This is a genomic window from Alkalihalophilus lindianensis, assembly GCF_032843265.1.
Classification (GTDB): Bacteria; Bacillota; Bacilli; order Bacillales; family Bacillaceae_D; genus Alkalihalophilus; species Alkalihalophilus lindianensis.
On sequence record NZ_JAWJBA010000001.1, the window covers coordinates 321,607 to 339,730 of the forward strand.

The window sequence follows — 18,124 nt, forward strand, 5'->3', positions numbered from 1 at the left end:
TATGTAGTGTTTTCGGTATAGTTCTTTGGACATGAGCATACATCACTTATATAGATACTATCTAGTAGGTATGTTAATTAAGGTCAGGCAGTTTAACTAAAGGAGGAGAAGAAGTGGAGCTCTTTTTTCAACAAATTTTAAATGGGCTTACTGTTGGAAGCGTTTACAGCCTTGTGGCTCTAGGGTTAACGCTAGTATTTGGGATCTTGCATGTACCTAATTTTGCTCACGGGGCATTGTACATGGTGGGGGCTTATATCGCTTTAACTGTTATGACTGCTTTAGGTATGCATTATTGGATTGGACTCCTCATCGCTGTGTTGATTGTGGCTTTATTATCTGTGGTGATGGAGAGACTAGTGTTTAGTCGCCTTGATTCAAAAGATCCACTGCCTATCATGATTGCCTCAATTGGTATTTTATTTTTTCTGGAATCGTTTGCTCAGTACATGTGGGGGAGTCAGTACCAGAGAATGGTGACTCCATACGGGGATACGATTCAACTATTCGGACTGACGGTTACAATGCAACGCTTACTCGTTTTAGTGGCTGCTGTTTTCTTAATGGTTTTATTGCATTTATTTTTAACGAGAACAATGACGGGAGCAGCAATTGTTGCCATGTCTCAAAGTCGCAATGGAGCCTTCCTAGTAGGGATTAATGCGACTCGAGTATCAATGCTCACCTTTGCCATTGCTGGCGGATTAGCTGCTGCGGCTGCCACTTTAGCCGCACCTATTAATCTCGTTTTTCCTAGTATGGGGAATCTGGTAATCATGAAAGCCTTTGTTATTATCATCATCGGTGGAATGGGGAGTATTCCAGGTGCGATCATTGGAGGTTATATCTTAGGGATGGCAGAGAGTCTTGGAGCTACTTATATCTCTGGTGATTATAAAGATTTAATTGCTTTTGTGCTTCTCGTACTTATTTTAACGATGAAACCGAATGGATTATTTGCTAAGGGGGTCAGGTAAGGAATGAAACGATCTAAAAAAACTTATCTTCTCCTAGCCTTACTTTTAATCGCTATTCTTTTTCCGATTCTAATGCCAAATCAATATTATCTACAAATTTTAATTCTCGTTTTTATTTGGACGATTGCTGTATATGGATTAAACACGATTACGGGGCTCACCGGGCAACTCTCGCTTGCTCATGCTGGATTCTTTGCAATTGGTGCATATGGGCTAGGCTTGTTAACAACTAAAGGAGGCGTACCTTTTTGGTTAGCTTTCGTTTTAGCCATCGCTCTCACTGTTTTCATTAGTTTCTTTATTGGTCTAATCGCACTAAGAACAAAATCTCATTTCTTTGCCATTTATACAATGTCAGTCGGTTTTCTGATCTATCTCTTGATCTATAAATCAGACTTAACAGGAGGTGTGAGGGGATTAATTGGAATTCCGAATCCGGCACCTATTGGCCCACTAACATTTGAATCCATAACTTCCTATTATTACTTGATGTTGTTTTTCTTACTGCTGACGATTTTCTTTATGTATCGCTTATTCCATTCCTTGCTCGGAAAGACGTTTGTAGCCATTCGTAATAGCGAAGAGCTAGCTGAAACATTAGGAATTTCCGTGATGAGAAATAAATTGCTAGCCTTTGTAATCTCTGCAGGACTTGCCGCTCTCGCTGGGGCGTTGTATGCGTCTTACGTGCGATTTATTGGTCCGCAAATGGCTGACATACATGTAGCATTTGAGATTTTACTTTACTTGCTTGTCGGTGGGATTGGTACATTAGCCGGCCCTTTAATTGGTACGTTCATTGTTGTTCTTCTCACGCAAATGCTTCAGTTTTTAGAAGAATTTCGAATGCTTGTATTTGGTCCAATTGTTGTTCTCTTAATCTTATTTTACCCAAGAGGAATTGTTGGAGGGTACTTGATGTGGAAGGCCAAAAGAGCAAAGAAAAAGCAGATACTCCAAGCTCAACATGCCAAAGGAGGAAAAGAGCATGCTGTTAACGATTGACCGTCTAACCAAGAAATTTGGCGGACTTGCGGCTGTTCAAGACGTAAGTGCCAATATTGAACAAGGAAAGATCACAGCCATTATCGGACCAAATGGAGCAGGCAAGTCAACCTTCTTTAACTTGATTAGTGGTTTTCATCAACCAACCACTGGCCAAATTGAGTTTTTAGGGCACGATATTTCAACGATGCGAGCTGATCGAGTTGCCAGGCTTGGAGTAGGACGTACCTTTCAAACCACTCATTTATTCGAACAAGCAACCATTCTTGAAAATGTACTCATCGGTCATAGGCTGCGAACAAAATCAGGTTTATTTGATGCCATTTTTAGAACAAAGAGGGAGAAAGAAGAAGAGAAACGTTGCTTAGAAAAGGCAGAAGATGCTCTTGATTTTGTGGAGTTATCTTCCCTTGCCTATGAATCAGTTGCCCAAATTACTCAAGAACAACAAAAAAGAGTCGCATTTGCCCTAGCACTGGCGACTGACCCTACGCTTATCCTGCTTGATGAGCCAGCTGCAGGTGTTAATCCTGATGAAACTGACGGTCTAGCAGAATTAATGAAAAAAATGGTGAAGCATGGAAAAACGGTTTGCTTAATTGAACATAAAATGCCGATGGTTATGTCCCTTGCTGATCATATCATTGTACTAAATCACGGTGAGCTGATCGCGGAAGGTACACCTAAAGAAATACAAGGAAATGAACGAGTGATTGAAGCGTACTTAGGGGGGAATAGTCATGTTAGTGCTTAAGGATCTTACCGTTTTTCATGGTCCCGAGCGTGTGCTACAGTCGATTAATCTCACAGTAGAAGCCGGGGAGTTGGTCGTACTGCTTGGGGCTAACGGAGCTGGTAAAAGCACGCTTTTTCATACAGTTAGTGGCTTAGTGAAACCTGCTGAGGGTCAATTGCATTTTAATGGGAAGTCACTCATTGGTAAGTCACCTGCTCAAGTTGTAGCAGGTGGGGTGGTTCAATGTGCTGAAGGGCGGATGCTTTTCTCTCAAATGACCGTTCAAGACAATTTAAAAATGGGGGCTTATTCTTATAAACGAAATAAAAAAGCCATCGCAACTCAATTGGATTACGTTTATGAACTTTTTCCTGATTTAGTACAAAAGCGCAACGCATCTGCAGGGAGTTTAAGTGGTGGTCAGCAACAAATGGTGGCGATTGGTCGGGCGCTAATGTCTAAACCGAAACTTCTCTTGTTAGATGAGCCATCGCTTGGGCTTGCACCATTAATCGTTGAGCAAATGTTCTCCATTATAAAAGAAGTGAATAAAGAAGGGGTTACTGTATTACTAGCTGAGCAAAATGCGTATGCAGCACTATCGATCTCGACACGAGGCTATGTATTAGAAAATGGTCGCCTTAGTGTTGAAGGGACCAAAGAGGATTTACTTGAAAATGAAGAAATTCGCAAAGCGTATATTGGCGCCTAGGGTTTCGATAAATTAAAAAAATGGGGGAATTGAGAATGAAGAGAAGTTGGCTGATTTCTGGTGCGGTTGTTGTGTCAATGTTACTAGGTGCTTGTGCGAGTGGAACAACAGGAGGCGATGGGGAGGCTGCTCCTGAAGGCGAGGAAGAGCTACCCGAAGTAAGTGGAGGAGAAGAAATTTTAAACATTGGCTATACTGGTCCATTAAGCGGTCCAGCGGCATTTTATGGTGAGAATACTGTCAGTGGAGTTAGAATGGCGGCTGATGAGATTAATGAGGCTGGGGGATTTGAAGTAGAAGGTACGACATATAAATTAAACCTAGTGACTTATGATGATATGTATCTTCCAAATGAAGCAGCAACGAATGCGCGACGACTGGTGCAAGAGCATGATACCCCAATTGTATTTGTGCCACACAGTGGTGGAGTCTTTGCAACACAAGTCTTTAATGAACAAGAAGACTTTTTAATTGCAGCGTACACAAGTGAACCTGATATTCTTACTCAAGGTAATGAACTAACATTACGTATTCCACCAGCTTATGATCAATACCCAGAACCTTTTGTGAAATACCAACAAGAGCGTTTTGGTAAAAAATTAGCCTTACTTCCGACGGCCACTCAATACGGCAAAGATTGGACGGAAGAATTAGTTCCAGTTTGGGAAGAGCATGGTGGGGAAGTAGTGTATGATGGTGAAGTTGATTTTGGAAAAGACACAGATTTTTTCCCGATTGTGACAAATGCATTGAATCAAAATCCTGATGTCATTTTTGTCGGGGGGCCGTCTGAGCCAACGGCCTTATTAATGAAAGCTGCAAGGGACCTTGGATTTGAAGGTGGATTTATGGTGATGGATCAAGCGAAATTCGAAGAAATGGACGGGGTTCTTGGAAACTATGACGATATTGAGGGTGCAATTGGAATGTTGCCTATTTTAAATAGTGATGCTCTAGGGGCTGAGAGTTTCATTTCCTCCTTTGAAGAGCAAGTAGACCGTGTACCTACTGCAGAATCTGCTTTTAACTACCAAGCTATGTACGTTATTGTGGAAGCTATGAAGTTGGCAGGAACAGTAGAGGACCCGCAAGCGATCATGGCACAAATGGATGCTGGTGTAAAAGCTCTAGATGAAGACAAGTTTGTTTGGCACTTAACAGGTGTAGAAAATAACGGCTTTGATTGGATGGCATCAATTGCTGCAATAGAAGATGGTGAGATTGTCTTAATAGAAGAATAAGTTTTAAAAGGGGAGCCAACTTCATTTCATATGAGGTTGGCTTTTAAATAAGTAATTATTTTTTTAAAAATAGCTAAAAAGTATCGCATAATCCTACTTTAACGCGGAATTAAGTAAATTTTGGGTTGACCTATTAAAAATGCTATATTATAATTTAAAAAGACGTGCACTTCGGATGGATGTGCCGTTTGAGTTGGTTGTTTCGGAGGGAGGGAAATATAATGGCAGAAACTCGTGTTCGCAAAAACGAATCGATTGATGCTGCACTTCGTCGCTTCAAGAGATCACTCTCTAAAGAAGGAACGTTGGCTGAGGTTAAAAAGCGTAAGCACTACGAAAAACCTAGTGTTAAGCGTAAGAAGAAATCTGAAGCAGCAAGAAAACGTAAGTTCTAAAGAAGTGAGAGGGTGTATTCATTGAATCTTCTTGAACGGTTGAACGTAGATATGAAGAATGCGATGAAGAATAAAGACAAGCAAAAACTCTCTGTCATCCGTATGGTAAAGTCGTCGTTGCAAAACGAGCAGATTAAGCTCGGACGTGAGTTGACGGACGATGATAGCCTTACGGTGCTGAATCGCGAACTGAAACAACGCAAGGATTCCCTCCATGAGTTTGAACAAGCAAACCGTGAAGATTTAGCTTCCAAGCTACGTGATGAAATTACTGTGCTTGAAGACTATATGCCAGAACAGCTTTCTGAAGAAGAAGTTTCTGAGATCGTCAAAGAGACGATTGAAGAAGTTGGTGCTTCCACCAAAGCAGATATGGGTAAGGTCATGGGAGCTATCATGCCTAAGGTTAAAGGTAAAGCTGATGGTGGTCTTGTGAATCGTCTTGTGCAACAACACTTATCATAATTAATGACACAAACGCCTCGTTTCTATCTATATAGAAGCGAGGCGTTTTTTGATGAATCATGCTGTAAGTGGAAGTCAACTGTTTATTCGTGTTAAAATGACGTTACATTTTAAAAAAAGTTGAAACTTTTTAGGGATGGCTACGTAGAGGGAGTATGACTAAAAAAGAAAGGAGGTTAGCGTGATGAATACGTTTCGATTAAGAATGTCTCTTCTACTCATTGTGGTGGCCCTGCTTTTAGTTCCCCTACAATCATTCGTTTATAGTGAAACGTCTCCAACCAATGATCCGGTCGTCTATTACATACCTGTTGAACAAACAGTCGAAAGAGGGCTTGCTGCTTTTATGCAACGGTCTTTTCAAGCGGCTGCTGATGAAGGGGCTGACTATATTGTCCTAGAAATCCATACCCCTGGTGGTGCGGTTGACGCGGCTGGTGATATTGCGAGACTCATGCAAAATACGGAAATTCCTATTATTGCTTTTGTTACAAAAGAGGCTATATCAGCAGGTGCTTATATCGCCTTAAATGCTGATGAAATTGTGATGGCTCCAGGTACGACTATGGGTGCTGCTGGTGTCATTGATGGGGCAGGAAATGCAGCCGATGAAAAAGCACAATCGTATTGGCTTGCTGAAATGCGTGCTGCCGCAGAATTAAATGACCGGGATCCTCTGTATGCACTTGCTATGGCTGATCGCTCCGTTGAAATTCCTGAACTTGGAGTAACTGATGAGCGCTTCTTAACTCTATCACCAAGTGAGGCATTAGAAGTTGGTTATGCTGAAGCGGTTGCTTCAAATCGTGCGGAATTAATGGAGCACCTTGATTTAGACCAAGTAACAGAGCGAGAGATGGAAGTCAGTTTTGCTGAACAAATTGCAAGATTTGTGACGCATCCGATCGTTATTCCAATTTTGCTTTCAATCGGGAGTTTAGGGCTTGTTCTTGAATTATACTCACCAGGTTTTGGAGTCCCTGGCTTTATGGGGTTAGCTGCACTGGGGTTGTTTTTCTTTGGACATCTTTTTGCAGGGTTTGCCGGATGGGAATCGATTTTGTTATTTGGAATAGGCTTTTTACTTATTATGATTGAAATCTTTATCCCTGGATTTGGAATCTTCGGGGTCCTTGGGATAGGGGCGGTTATTGGAGGGATGCTCCTAGCATCGTTTTCAATGTCCTCCATGGTTATCTCGATTTTTATTGCCGTTATTTTAACCGCAATTGGAACCGTCTTTATCTTTAGGTATTTCGGAAACCGAGGCCCGTGGAAAAAATTAATTCTCACAGACTCTACAAGCAGCGAGAAGGGGTATATCACAAACCACACCAGAGCGGAATTACTGGAGATGGAAGGGGAAACCTTAACACCTCTAAGGCCATCAGGATCCGCTGTTTTTGATGGAGAACGCCTTGACGTTGTATCTGAGGGAGGATATATTGAACAGGGTAGGAAAATCCAGGTTGTGTATACATCTGGTTCACGGATTGTCGTTCGTGAGGTAAAAGAGAACTTATAATTTAAAGGAGGAAACAAAATGGTATTAGATCCAGGTAGTATTGGTTTATTAATTGGACTAGGGGTTTTAATTATTTTCCTAGCGGTACTTTTTACTTTTGTACCAGTCATGCTGTGGATTTCTGCATTAGCTGCAGGAGTCAAAATTGGTATTTTTGAATTAGTGGGGATGCGTTTACGTCGAGTGATCCCAGCACGTGTTGTTAACCCGTTAATTAAAGCGGTGAAAGCAGGTCTTGACCTAAGCACATCTAAGCTTGAAGGTCACTACTTAGCAGGTGGTAATGTTGACCGTGTTGTTAATGCATTGATTGCAGCTCAACGTGCAAACATTGACTTAAGTTTCGAGCGAGCGGCTGCAATTGATCTTGCTGGACGTGACGTATTAGAAGCGGTTCAAATGAGTGTTAACCCGAAAGTAATTGAAACTCCATTCATTGCCGGTGTAGCGATGGACGGGATTGAAGTGAAAGCGAAAGCGCGTATTACGGTTCGTGCAAACATCGACCGCCTAGTCGGGGGTGCTGGTGAAGATACAGTAATCGCCCGTGTTGGTGAGGGGATTGTTTCGACGATCGGCTCTGCTCACAACCACAAAAAAGTTCTTGAAAATCCAGATATGATCTCGCAAACAGTTTTATCAAAAGGATTGGATGCAGGTACAGCATTTGAAATTTTATCGATTGATATCGCAGACATTGATATCGGCAAAAACATTGGTGCGGAACTACAAACGGACCAAGCGGAAGCTGATAAGAAGATTGCTCAAGCGAAAGCCGAAGAGCGTCGTGCAATGGCTGTAGCGCAAGAACAAGAGATGAAAGCAAGAGTCGAAGAGATGCGCGCGAAGGTCGTCGAAGCCGAAGCGGAAGTACCAATGGCGCTATCAGATGCATTGCGTAAAGGGCACATGGGTGTAATGGATTACATGAATTACCAAAATGTGATGGCTGATACAGACATGCGTGGTTCGATCAGTAAAGCTACAGGAGAAGATGACTCAAACGAGAAGCGTGGGCAATAATGCACCTCTCTTCTAATGGTGGAAGGAGGAGAACATAGTGGAATCTCTGTTTGAATTGATTATGTCAAATCTTTTCTTCGTCATCATTGTCATCGGCGGGCTCATTAGTTTCTTCAACCGAATGTCTAATGGTGGTGAGTCAGACGAACGCCCACAACGACATGAGAGACCAGCTCAACGTGGTCAGCACCCAACAGGACAACGTCAACAAGAAGAGACGGTTGATTGGAGAGAAATCTTCAAACAAGAGCAACCATCTCAACCTGAGGCAACTAATCAGGAAACTGTTAGACCTGTTTCGTTTGAACCTGTTTCTGATGCACGTGAGGAAGTCTCTAAAGGTATCGATCGTCAGCAAGAGTTGTATGATCGCTATGAGCGTTTGAAAGACAAAAAGCGTGATGCAGTGAAGCGATTTGAAAAAACGGTTAAGCCGGACTCAGGGGAGACGAGCCAAAATCGTTCGAAACTTGATTTGCAATTAAATCGACTTTCGAATCAAGAAGCAATGAAAGCAGTTGTTTGGGCAGAGGTGTTAGGTAAACCAAGAGGGAAAAATCCTCATCAAGCATTTATGCAATCAAAACGTTAAAAGAACCATCTAACCCGTACAGAATCTTTTCTGTACGGGTTTTTTTGTGAGCGATTTTTCGCTTATTCACAAGATTTGAGTGATAACCTACCTTTCTCTGACATAAAAATGAGAGAAGGAGGAGGGTCGCCCATGAAAAAAATCAAACAGCAGATGAGAGTATGGATGACTAAGAACATGCAGCTGCCGGCAGATGTAATGATGGACCTGCCACGGATTACCATGATCGGTCAACTACATATTTATATAGAAAATCACCGCGGGGTATTACGCTTCTCCAATCAAGAATTAAGGTTATTACTTAAACAGGGACAGCTCCTAATAAAAGGGGATCAATTTGTCATTAAGACGATCCTACCCGAGGAGTTACTGCTTGAAGGACGTATTGACCAAGTTATTTATTTAAATGAGTGACCATATAACAAAGATGGTAAGGAGGGGCCAGAATGCGGAATAATTGGGTGCAAGCTTTTAAGGGCTATGTTCGAGTGAGGGTAGACGGGGCCTATCCAGAGAGGTTTTTAAATCGTTGTATTGAACAAAGATTATCAATTTGGAAGATAAAAAGAGTCGGGGATGAGCGTATTGTTTTCTACATGGATATTGAAGATGCCAAAAAGATTCGTCCTCTGCTACGGACAACAGATTGCAAAGTGACATTTGCTGAACGAAAGGGCACACCTGCACTGATGAGAAAAATAAGCCTTAGAGCAGGTTTTGTCGTTGGGCTTGCTACCTGCTTAGCGATTGTCCTCGTGTTCTCAAATATGGTGTGGAAAGTAGAAGTGGAGGGAGCCTCACCACATGTCGAGCATGAATTACGGCAAGTAGTAACGGAAATGGGCATTAAGCCATGGACCTTTCAATTCTCTCTACCGAGTGTCGAGCAAATACAGCGGGAGGTAACAGAGCAGGTCAGTGGGGCTACTTGGGTAGGGGTGCGACAAAAAGGGACGACCTATCAATTTGAAGTAGTCGAACAAAAATTACCTGATGAAGCGACACGTGTGAGTCCGAGAAATTTAGTGGCTAAAAAGAAAGCAATCATTCATGATATATTTGTGGAACATGGTCAAGCAGAAGTGAAGCCCAATGATTTTGTTGAAAAAGGAGACATGCTTGTAAAAGGGGAAATTGGAAAAGAGGGCAAAACAGAAATTGTCGCAGCTATTGCTGATGTTAGAGGGGAAATCTGGTATAAATCTGAAGCGTCTATACCACTTGAGCGCTTATTTACAACGTTAACTGGAGAGTCCAAAAACCGTCATTATGTATCTTTTTTTGATTTGGATGTCCCTTTTTGGGGACTTAGGTCTCATGATTTTGAGCAAGTGCAAGAATTTAATGAACAAAAAGAGTTCCACTTTCTCAAATGGGCATTGCCAATTAAGTATATAAGAAAAGAATTTCGTGAAACCTCTTCGTATAACCGAACGTATACAGAAGAAGAAGCGGTTGAAGAAGCAAAAAGGATGGCGCGTGTTGAGCTTGTCCATCGTTTGCCAGAAGATGCAGAGATCCTGGGCGAAAAAGTTTTGCACGAAGCCCTTGAGAATGGTAAAGTAAAATTAAAGATTCACTACCAAGTACTAGAAGATATCACATCGGCACAACCGATCATTCAAGGGGATTGATGTTATTGTCAGACATGAAGTCGATTCAGCTAGAAGTGAAAAACACAAATGAGACACAAGCACTACTCGGACCAAATGACCGACACTTAAAGCGTATTGAAGATTTACTTGAAGTGTCAATTGTCACAAGAGGTGAAGAGGTATCCGTTAGTGGAGATCTCTCTAGGATAATAGTAGTTGAAAAGGTATTAGCTAGTTTGGTCAAGTTAATTCGAAAAGGTATCTCTATATCTGAACGAGATGTAGTGTATGCGGTTGAATTAGCTAAACGCGATCAACTTGATGAGTTACATGAACTTTATGAAGAAAAAGTGGCTACGAATGCAAAAGGTAAAGTCATCATTGCCAAAACTCTCGGTCAACGCCATTATGTCTCAGCGATACGAAAGCGAGACATGGTGTTTGGTATAGGTCCTGCAGGCACAGGGAAGACCTATTTGGCAGTGGTTTTAGCTGTGGCGGCCCTTAAAGACGGACATGTTAAGCGTATTGTCTTAACAAGACCGGCTGTTGAAGCAGGTGAAAGTTTAGGCTTTTTACCAGGTGATTTAAAAGAAAAAGTCGATCCGTATCTTCGTCCGATCTACGACGCGCTGCATGACGTGCTGGGAGTAGAAGCAACAACGCGCTTAATGGAACGTGGAACGATTGAAGTAGCTCCACTTGCCTATATGCGTGGCCGTACTCTAGATGATGCCTTTGTTATTTTAGATGAAGCGCAAAACACAACCCAAGAGCAAATGAAAATGTTCATTACTCGTCTTGGGTTTGGATCGAAAATGGTCATCAATGGGGATTTGACTCAGATTGACCTACCGAAAGGGAAAAAGTCTGGTTTAAAAGTAGCAATTGAGTATTTGAAACCTGTGGGTGACATCGGGTTTATTTACTTGCAAGCAACCGATGTTGTCAGACATACATTGGTGCAGAAGATTTTAGAAGCGTATGAAAAAGAGACCGGGAAAGTTGAATAGCAAGCAGTAGTGGTCACACAACCTTTAGTGAACGCTTCAATAAGACCCTCGCTTGACGGGGGTCTTCTCTGTTCTATAGGAGGCTTACGTGATTCAGGCGCCGTACATATATGAAGGTATCTATTAAGAGAAAGAGAGGTGAGACAATTTGAGAAAGCGCTTTTCGATTGATCATATTTCTTGGTGGAAACGTGTGCGTAATCATAGGTACATACGAACAATTTTATTTATCATTCTTGCGCTTTTCCTCTATCTTTCGATGCTTGGAAATATTATCCCAGAAACGTTAGACGTGCGCTTGTCACAAATAGCAGATAGAGACATACGCTCTCCTATTACGACTGAAAATCGGATCGAAACAGAAGAGCGAAGAAGTGATGCCACAGAAGCCATTAACCCAGTTTATGAGTTGAAACGTGATTATGCAGAGAATCAAGTGGTGAAAGCGAACGATATATTTGAATTAGTTAGGCGGGTTGTTTTTGAAGAGGGAGAGTCCATTGAAGGTATGGGAGAAGGGAAAGATGAAGAAGATATTAGATCTGAACAACTAGCCTATATTAAAGAAGTACTCTCTTCTGGGACAAGCAATGATTTGTCAGATGATACGTTGGTTACGTTAATTGAAGCGACCGAATCTCAACTGCAAATCGCACAAGAAGCGACCGCTAATGCTGTGTTTGAGGCCATGACAGAGCAACAAATCTCCATTCGCAATTTATCAGAGGTGAAAGATTCAGTTGATGAGCAATTTGCGATCTCAACAGTGAGCAATAGGTTACTTGAGGCGATGATTGAGATTGCTCAATTTGCGATCATACCGAATTATATTTACGATATGGAGGCAACAGAGAGGTTACGTCAAGAAGCAAGTGATGCAGTCGAGCCTGTCATGATTCGTGAGGGGCAGCTCTTGGTGAAAGAAGGCGAGATCATTGATTATGAGATCTATGAGCAACTTCGATTAGTTGGGTTGCTTGATGATTCGTTTAACCCCTACCCATACATAGGGCTAGCTCTCCTAGTTTTATTAATAGTTGGTATACTTGCCTATTATTTAAAAGAAGCTAAGACCACAGTCCAACACAATAATAGTCATCTCGTATTGTTTTTGCTTATTTTTGTCGTCACCTTGCTATTTATTAAAATGGCAAGCTTATTAGAGAATTTAGATGTCGTTGGTATCGGTTTTATTGTTCCTGTTGCGATTGGGGCAATGTTGTTAACGTTATTAATCCACCCTAGAGTTTCATTGTTCTCAAGTGTATTATTGGCGGTTATTGGAAGCATTTATTTTAACAATGAATCAGTTGGGACATTTAATTTTACTTACGGGGCTTATATGCTATTGAGTTCGTTTGCCGGAACGTTTTATTTAAGCCAATCCACGCGTGTGTCACGAATTTTAAGAGCAGGCTTCTTTGTTTCCTTGATTAACATAGTGGCGATTATTTCTTTATTATTTATGAGAACGGTTCAAAGTGGTTGGTTTGATATCGGACTTCATGTTGGGTTTGCTTTTCTCTCAGGATTCCTTGCAGCTGTTCTTACCATTGGCCTTATGCCATTCTTTGAAGCTGGCTTTGGGATTTTATCTACATCTCGCTTAATCGAACTCTCTAGCCCTAACCAACCTTTGCTTAGAAAGATATTAACTGAAACACCAGGAACGTATCACCATAGTGTTGTGGTTGGTAACTTAGCGGAAGCGGCTTGTGAAGTAGTAGGGGAAAATGGGCTTTTAGCTCGTGTTGGGGCTTATTATCATGACCTTGGTAAAACAAAGAGACCCCACTACTTTATTGAAAATCAACAAAAGATGGCGAATCCGCATGATCAGCTTTCGCCCCTTAAAAGTACAAACATTATTGTGGCACATCCTTATGACGGGGCAGACCTGCTGCGAGCGCATAAAATGCCAAAAGAAATTATTGATATAGCTGAACAACATCATGGTACAAGCTTATTAAAATTCTTCTATCATAAAGCTAGTCAAGAAACGGATGAAGAACTAGAAGAGGCGCAATTTAGATATCCTGGTCCAAAGCCACAAACAAAAGTATCAGCCATTGTCATGATAGCTGATAGTGTAGAAGCGGCTGTGAGATCGATGCCTAGTCCTACTCCGGAAAAGATTGAGAATTTAGTGAAAAAGATCATTACAGACAAACTTGAAGATGGTCAATTTGATGAATCAGATATTACCTTAAAAGAATTAAGCCAAATTGCAGTCACAATTTGCGAAACATTAAATGGCACATTTCATCAACGAATTGAATATCCAGATGACTCGAAAGAAAAAGGAGAGAAAAAAGCATGAATTTGACGATTGATCTACATGATGAAACGGGTACACTTACTAGTGAACAGGAAAATCTTATTACAAATTTAATAACGAGTGCAGCAGATTACGAAAAGTTAGAGGGAGAAATCGAGCTTTCTATTACCTTTGTAGATGAAAAGCGTATTCAAGAAATTAATAAAGAATATCGTGAAAAGGATGCACCGACGGATGTTATATCTTTTGCACTGAATGATGAAGTCGATGGCGAAATGGATCTTGTGATGGAGGGGATGCCGAATGCCTTAGGGGACATTATCATCTCTGTTGCCCATATTTCAAGACAAGCTGAAGAGTATGGTCATTCTTTTGATAGGGAATTAGGCTTTTTAGCGGTTCACGGATTTTTACATTTGCTTGGATATGACCATATGAGTGAAGAGGATGAAAAAGCGATGTTCTCACGTCAAGAGGAGATCTTAAGCGCATATGGGCTTACAAGATAGAAATAAACGTGGTTTCACACGCTTGTTACGTTCGTTTGGGTATGCCTTTCAAGGATTAAAACATGTCTTTATAAATGAACAAAACATGCAAGTGCATTTTTGTCTAGCTATTATCGTCTTTGCCTTAGCGGTGTGGCTTGATGTTACTCGTATTGAATGGCTGATACTACTTGTAGTTGTCAGTGGGATTTTTGCCCTGGAAATTATGAACACAGCGATCGAGAGGACAGTTGATTTAGTTACGGAGGAATATCATCCGATTGCTAAAAGAGCAAAAGACGTTGCCGCATCAGCAGTATTCGTGTATAGTGTTTTTGCCGTCATCATCGGTTTGGTTTTGTTTATCCCTTATTTACTTGAGATGTTTCTATAATACGTAATCTGTATGCGAACTGAGAGGAGATTCTCTTTACTATGTGGAAGAGATTTCAAAAAAACATTATAGCAGGAATCATCTATTTATTACCGGCCATTGCAACCATCTATGTCATTCAATTACTCTTTACTCTCGTTGACTCGTTTTTAGGTTCATTTATTACCGGGATCTTAAAAGCGATGAATGTGATTTCGAGTGAGGAGGGAAGAATTTACTTTCTCGGAGTGTACACACCATTCTCAGAACGATTGCTGGGGATTGGTTTTGTTTTAACCATCTTACTTCTCACTTGGGTTGGTGCGATGCGATTAAAGGGTCGTGGTGTGAAAGTACTTGATTCAATTGATCAGACGTTTAGAAAAATTCCAATTGCTAATTCAATCTATACGTCCGTTGAACAAATCATTCATGCCTTTGCCCAAGAAAGATCGTCCTTTCAAAATGTAGTTCTAGTTGAATACCCTAGAAAAGGCTTATATACCGTAGGATTTCAAACAGGTGAATCAAAGGGGGAAGTTCAACGAGTTACGTCTAGGGCATGCATCAATGTGTTTTTGCCTACAACACCAAATCCGACATCTGGATGGCTCATCCTCGTGCCTCAAGAGGATGTTATAGAATTAGATATGACAGTTGAACAAGGGCTCAAATTTATTATTTCAGGAGGCGTTGTTGTGCCGCCTGATAAAGAAAGTGACTATGACGCGGAAACAGAAGCAATAGTAGACAAGGAAAAAATGCTAGTACAACTTCGTTCTAAAAGAAAGGAAGATCCTAATGGATAAAAAACAATTAATTGAAAAAGCAATTGAAGCACGCGAGCAAGCATATGTTCCTTACTCAAAATTTCAAGTAGGAGCAGCTTTATTAATGGAAGATGGTACAGTTTTTAAAGGTGCGAACATTGAAAATGCTTCTTATGGATTAACTAATTGTGCTGAAAGAACAGCACTGTACAAAGCATATTCAGAAGGAAACCGACAAGTGAAGGCGATTGCGGTGGTGGCAGATACAGATCGACCTGTCCCTCCATGCGGAGCATGTCGTCAAGTAATGGTCGAATTAATCCCACCACAAGCCCCTGTTTACCTTACGAACTTAAAAGGGGAAATTCAAGAAATGACTGTATCAGAATTATTGCCAGGGGCATTTACAGCGGAGGATATGAATGAATAATACACCTAAAGGATTTAAATCAGGATTTGTTTCAATCATCGGTAGACCTAATGTTGGGAAGTCAACATTATTAAATTATGTAATCGGCCAAAAGATTGCAATTATGTCTGATAAGCCTCAAACGACACGTAATAAAATTCAAGGAGTTTATACGAGTAATGAATCTCAAGTCGTTTTTATCGACACCCCAGGTATTCACAAGCCTAAGCATAAATTAGGCGATTTTATGATGAAAGTTGCTCAAAACACATTGCGTGAGGTGGATTTGATTCTTTACGTTGTGGAGGCAGGCGAAGCCTTTGGACCGGGAGAAGAGTTCATCATTGAACGTTTAAAAGAAACATCAACACCGGTTTTTCTTGTCATCAATAAAATCGATAAAGTGCAGCCGGACGATTTATTGGGCATCATTGAAACCTATCGTACGAAACTTGACTTTGCTGAAGTGGTTCCAGTTTCAGCTCTACAAGGAAGCAATATTCCAACTTTGATGGATCAAATTGTAGGGCATCTTGATGAAGGTCCACAATATTACCCAAGTGACCAAATCACCGATCACCCGGAGCGCTTTGTTGTAGCAGAATTGATTCGTGAAAAGGTACTCCACCTTACACGCGAAGAAATCCCACACTCTGTAGCTGTTGTCATTGATCAAATGAAACGCCGTGATAATGAAATGATCTATATTGGAGCAACGGTCATTGTTGAGCGAACGTCTCAAAAAGGAATTGTGATCGGAAAACAAGGCGGTATGCTAAGAGAAGTAGGGAAACGAGCACGTGGAGATATTGAGGCATTACTAGGCTCAAAAGTCTTCTTAGAGCTATGGGTCAAAGTCCAAAAAGACTGGCGCAATAAACCAACTCACTTAAGAGACTACGGCTTTAAGGAGGATGAATATTAAAAATAAGTTTGAGCAAGGTGAAGGAGAGACATAAACCATTTTATGAGCGTAAATTAAGTAGATATGAGCGTATGCAGGTTACATTTGTGCGCTATCCTGAGCATATGTGCGACCTTAGACTGTTTAAGAGCGCTATATTCAATATAGGTGCGATCGCTATCAAAAAAAGCGATTTCAGCCTATATTTGAGCGAACACCATGACTACTTAAAAGCGGAAAAATCTCCTTGAAACAACTTTGTAACACAATTACCAAAATACTTTCACAATGGCTGGGCGTCTGGCCATTGTGTTTTTGTTTTGAAACGATTATGATGAGGACAAATGAATTTTGAAAAAAATAACAACTCTATTTGTCAAGGCGATTAAATTAACAATTTTTCCTTGACATGATTCCTGCAAACAAGGTCAACCTAGTAACACAGAGCGTTTAAGTCTTGAGAGAAAGGTGGAATCTGAGATGCTCGATTTTTCCTGGAAGGTTTTTTCAATGACCGGCAACTTAGACACGTATTTGTTAATGAAAGAGCTTGAGCGGGATTCGAATGATGAATCTAGCCAAGAAGACGTTGATGCGATTGACACTTTAGACGCTCCGACACATTGACCTTGTTTGCACCTCACAATGAATATGTGGTGATGTAAGCATGATGCAAAAAGTAGAAGCAATCGTGATCAGAACAAATGATTACGGCGAATCCAATAAAATTGTCACATTGTATACGAGAGAGAATGGTAAGGTTGGTGTAATGGCGCGAGGGGCTAAGAAGCCAAAAAGTCGACTTGCGGCCGTTTCGCAACTGTTCATTCATGGTCTTTATTTGTTCCAAAGAAGCAACGGACTCGGTACGTTAAATCAAGCAGAAATGATTCATTCCTTTAAAGAAGTGAGAAATGATTTATTTCTTGCATCTTATGCAACTTACATGGTTGAGTTAACGGATCGATTAACGGATGAAAAAGAACCAAATGAGCCGTTATTTAATTTACTTCAACAAACGTTGCAGTATTTAGATGAGGGCATTGATCCTGATGTTTTGTTACGAATTTTCGAAATGAAAATGATGGCTGTTGCTGGGATTTCGCCCGAGCTTGACCAATGTGCTAGCTGTGGAAGTACAGAACTACCAAGTGGATTTTCAATATCAGAAGCAGGTTTTTTGTGCAGGCGGTGTATGCATAAAGATGAGCGAGCTTTTCCTATTACGCCACATACGGCGAGACTCTTGCGATTATTTTACTACATCGACTTAAATCGTTTAGGGCAAATCTCATTAAAAGATGAAACAAAAAAAGAGATTAAATTGATTATCTCAACGTACTATGATGAGTATTCTGGTGTCACTTTGCGTTCAAAGCGTTTTCTTGAGCAATTAGAGCGAATGGGTGACCTTAGAGGCGAATGATATTGACACCGCCATTGAAATTCAGTATGATGCTAGTATTATCATATGGTGCATTGACGGAAAGAAGTACAATTAAGTCCTGTTGAAAGCGAACCTAGGGTGGTGTGAGCTAGGGCAACAGTTTAATTGGAAGGCATTCCTGAGCATAAACGGTGAAAGTGATTCGTGTTGCAGCTTTGCTGGCGAATAAGTAGGGT

Annotated in this window: 21 protein-coding genes; all 21 read left to right on the top strand. The window is 41.0% G+C overall.

Annotated features, from left to right (window positions below; all coding sequences use genetic code 11):
* Window positions 1-113 precede the first annotated feature (113 nt).
* The 21 genes from RYX56_RS01825 to recO all read left to right on the top strand — a co-directional run bounded on the left by RYX56_RS01825 (window position 114) and on the right by recO (window position 17,927).
* Window positions 114-977, top strand: coding sequence for a branched-chain amino acid ABC transporter permease (locus RYX56_RS01825; protein WP_317120434.1), 864 nt, complete (start codon window positions 114-116; stop codon window positions 975-977).
* A 3-nt stretch (window positions 978-980) separates the two neighbouring features.
* Entirely contained in the window at window positions 981-1,982 is a 1,002-nt protein-coding gene (locus tag RYX56_RS01830) for a branched-chain amino acid ABC transporter permease (protein ID WP_317120435.1), read from the top strand.
* Window positions 1,966-2,736: an ABC transporter ATP-binding protein gene (locus tag RYX56_RS01835; RefSeq protein ID WP_317120436.1), complete on the top strand. Its 771-nt coding sequence runs from the start codon at window positions 1,966-1,968 to the stop codon at window positions 2,734-2,736. Before RYX56_RS01830 ends, RYX56_RS01835 begins: the two co-directional genes overlap by 17 nt.
* Entirely contained in the window at window positions 2,723-3,430 is a 708-nt protein-coding gene (locus RYX56_RS01840) for an ABC transporter ATP-binding protein (RefSeq protein ID WP_317120437.1), read from the top strand. The genes RYX56_RS01835 and RYX56_RS01840 overlap by 14 nt, the downstream gene beginning before the upstream one ends.
* A 35-nt stretch (window positions 3,431-3,465) precedes the next feature.
* Entirely contained in the window at window positions 3,466-4,671 is a 1,206-nt protein-coding gene (locus tag RYX56_RS01845; protein WP_317120438.1) for an ABC transporter substrate-binding protein, read from the top strand.
* Between the two features lie 221 nt (window positions 4,672-4,892).
* Entirely contained in the window at window positions 4,893-5,066 is a 174-nt protein-coding gene (gene rpsU, locus RYX56_RS01850; protein ID WP_003323311.1) for a 30S ribosomal protein S21, read from the top strand.
* Window positions 5,067-5,087: 21 nt separating this feature from the next.
* Window positions 5,088-5,531, top strand: coding sequence for a GatB/YqeY domain-containing protein (locus RYX56_RS01855; protein ID WP_317120439.1), 444 nt, complete (start codon window positions 5,088-5,090; stop codon window positions 5,529-5,531).
* Window positions 5,532-5,715: 184 nt separating this feature from the next.
* Complete coding sequence (locus RYX56_RS01860) at window positions 5,716-7,056, top strand: NfeD family protein (RefSeq protein ID WP_317120440.1); 1,341 nt, start codon at window positions 5,716-5,718, stop codon at window positions 7,054-7,056.
* A gap of 18 nt (window positions 7,057-7,074) precedes the next feature.
* Window positions 7,075-8,079, top strand: a complete 1,005-nt coding sequence (floA, locus tag RYX56_RS01865; protein ID WP_317120441.1) for a flotillin-like protein FloA — start codon at window positions 7,075-7,077, stop codon at window positions 8,077-8,079.
* Between the two features lie 37 nt (window positions 8,080-8,116).
* Window positions 8,117-8,671, top strand: a complete 555-nt coding sequence (locus tag RYX56_RS01870; RefSeq protein WP_317120442.1) for a YqfB family membrane protein — start codon at window positions 8,117-8,119, stop codon at window positions 8,669-8,671.
* Between the two features lie 132 nt (window positions 8,672-8,803).
* Window positions 8,804-9,085 carry a sporulation protein YqfC gene (gene yqfC, locus RYX56_RS01875; RefSeq protein ID WP_317120443.1) on the top strand — a complete coding sequence of 94 codons (282 nt, stop codon included), beginning with the start codon at window positions 8,804-8,806 and terminating at the stop codon, window positions 9,083-9,085.
* A gap of 32 nt (window positions 9,086-9,117) precedes the next feature.
* Complete coding sequence (gene yqfD, locus RYX56_RS01880) at window positions 9,118-10,305, top strand: sporulation protein YqfD (RefSeq protein ID WP_317120444.1); 1,188 nt, start codon at window positions 9,118-9,120, stop codon at window positions 10,303-10,305.
* Window positions 10,305-11,279 carry a PhoH family protein gene (locus RYX56_RS01885; protein ID WP_439108448.1) on the top strand — a complete coding sequence of 325 codons (975 nt, stop codon included), beginning with the start codon at window positions 10,305-10,307 and terminating at the stop codon, window positions 11,277-11,279. The genes yqfD and RYX56_RS01885 overlap by 1 nt, the downstream gene beginning before the upstream one ends.
* 148 nt (window positions 11,280-11,427) lie before the next feature.
* Complete coding sequence (locus RYX56_RS01890; protein ID WP_317120446.1) at window positions 11,428-13,599, top strand: HD family phosphohydrolase; 2,172 nt, start codon at window positions 11,428-11,430, stop codon at window positions 13,597-13,599.
* Window positions 13,596-14,066 (top strand): rRNA maturation RNase YbeY, encoded by a 471-nt coding sequence (gene ybeY / locus RYX56_RS01895; RefSeq protein WP_317120447.1) that lies wholly within the window; start codon window positions 13,596-13,598, stop codon window positions 14,064-14,066. Before RYX56_RS01890 ends, ybeY begins: the two co-directional genes overlap by 4 nt.
* On the top strand, window positions 14,050-14,439 hold the full coding sequence (locus RYX56_RS01900) for a diacylglycerol kinase family protein (protein ID WP_317120448.1): 390 nt from the start codon (window positions 14,050-14,052) through the stop codon (window positions 14,437-14,439). Before ybeY ends, RYX56_RS01900 begins: the two co-directional genes overlap by 17 nt.
* Window positions 14,440-14,480: 41 nt before the next feature.
* Window positions 14,481-15,227, top strand: a complete 747-nt coding sequence (locus tag RYX56_RS01905; RefSeq protein WP_317120449.1) for a DUF502 domain-containing protein — start codon at window positions 14,481-14,483, stop codon at window positions 15,225-15,227.
* Window positions 15,220-15,618, top strand: coding sequence for a cytidine deaminase (locus RYX56_RS01910; RefSeq protein ID WP_317120450.1), 399 nt, complete (start codon window positions 15,220-15,222; stop codon window positions 15,616-15,618). Before RYX56_RS01905 ends, RYX56_RS01910 begins: the two co-directional genes overlap by 8 nt.
* Window positions 15,611-16,522: a GTPase Era gene (era, locus tag RYX56_RS01915; protein WP_317120451.1), complete on the top strand. Its 912-nt coding sequence runs from the start codon at window positions 15,611-15,613 to the stop codon at window positions 16,520-16,522. Before RYX56_RS01910 ends, era begins: the two co-directional genes overlap by 8 nt.
* A 459-nt stretch (window positions 16,523-16,981) precedes the next feature.
* A complete protein-coding gene (locus tag RYX56_RS01920; RefSeq protein ID WP_317120452.1) occupies window positions 16,982-17,128 on the top strand; it encodes a YqzL family protein in 147 nt (48 codons plus the stop codon).
* Window positions 17,129-17,168: 40 nt separating this feature from the next.
* A complete protein-coding gene (gene recO, locus RYX56_RS01925) occupies window positions 17,169-17,927 on the top strand; it encodes a DNA repair protein RecO (RefSeq protein ID WP_317120453.1) in 759 nt (252 codons plus the stop codon).
* Window positions 17,928-18,124 lie beyond the last annotated feature (197 nt).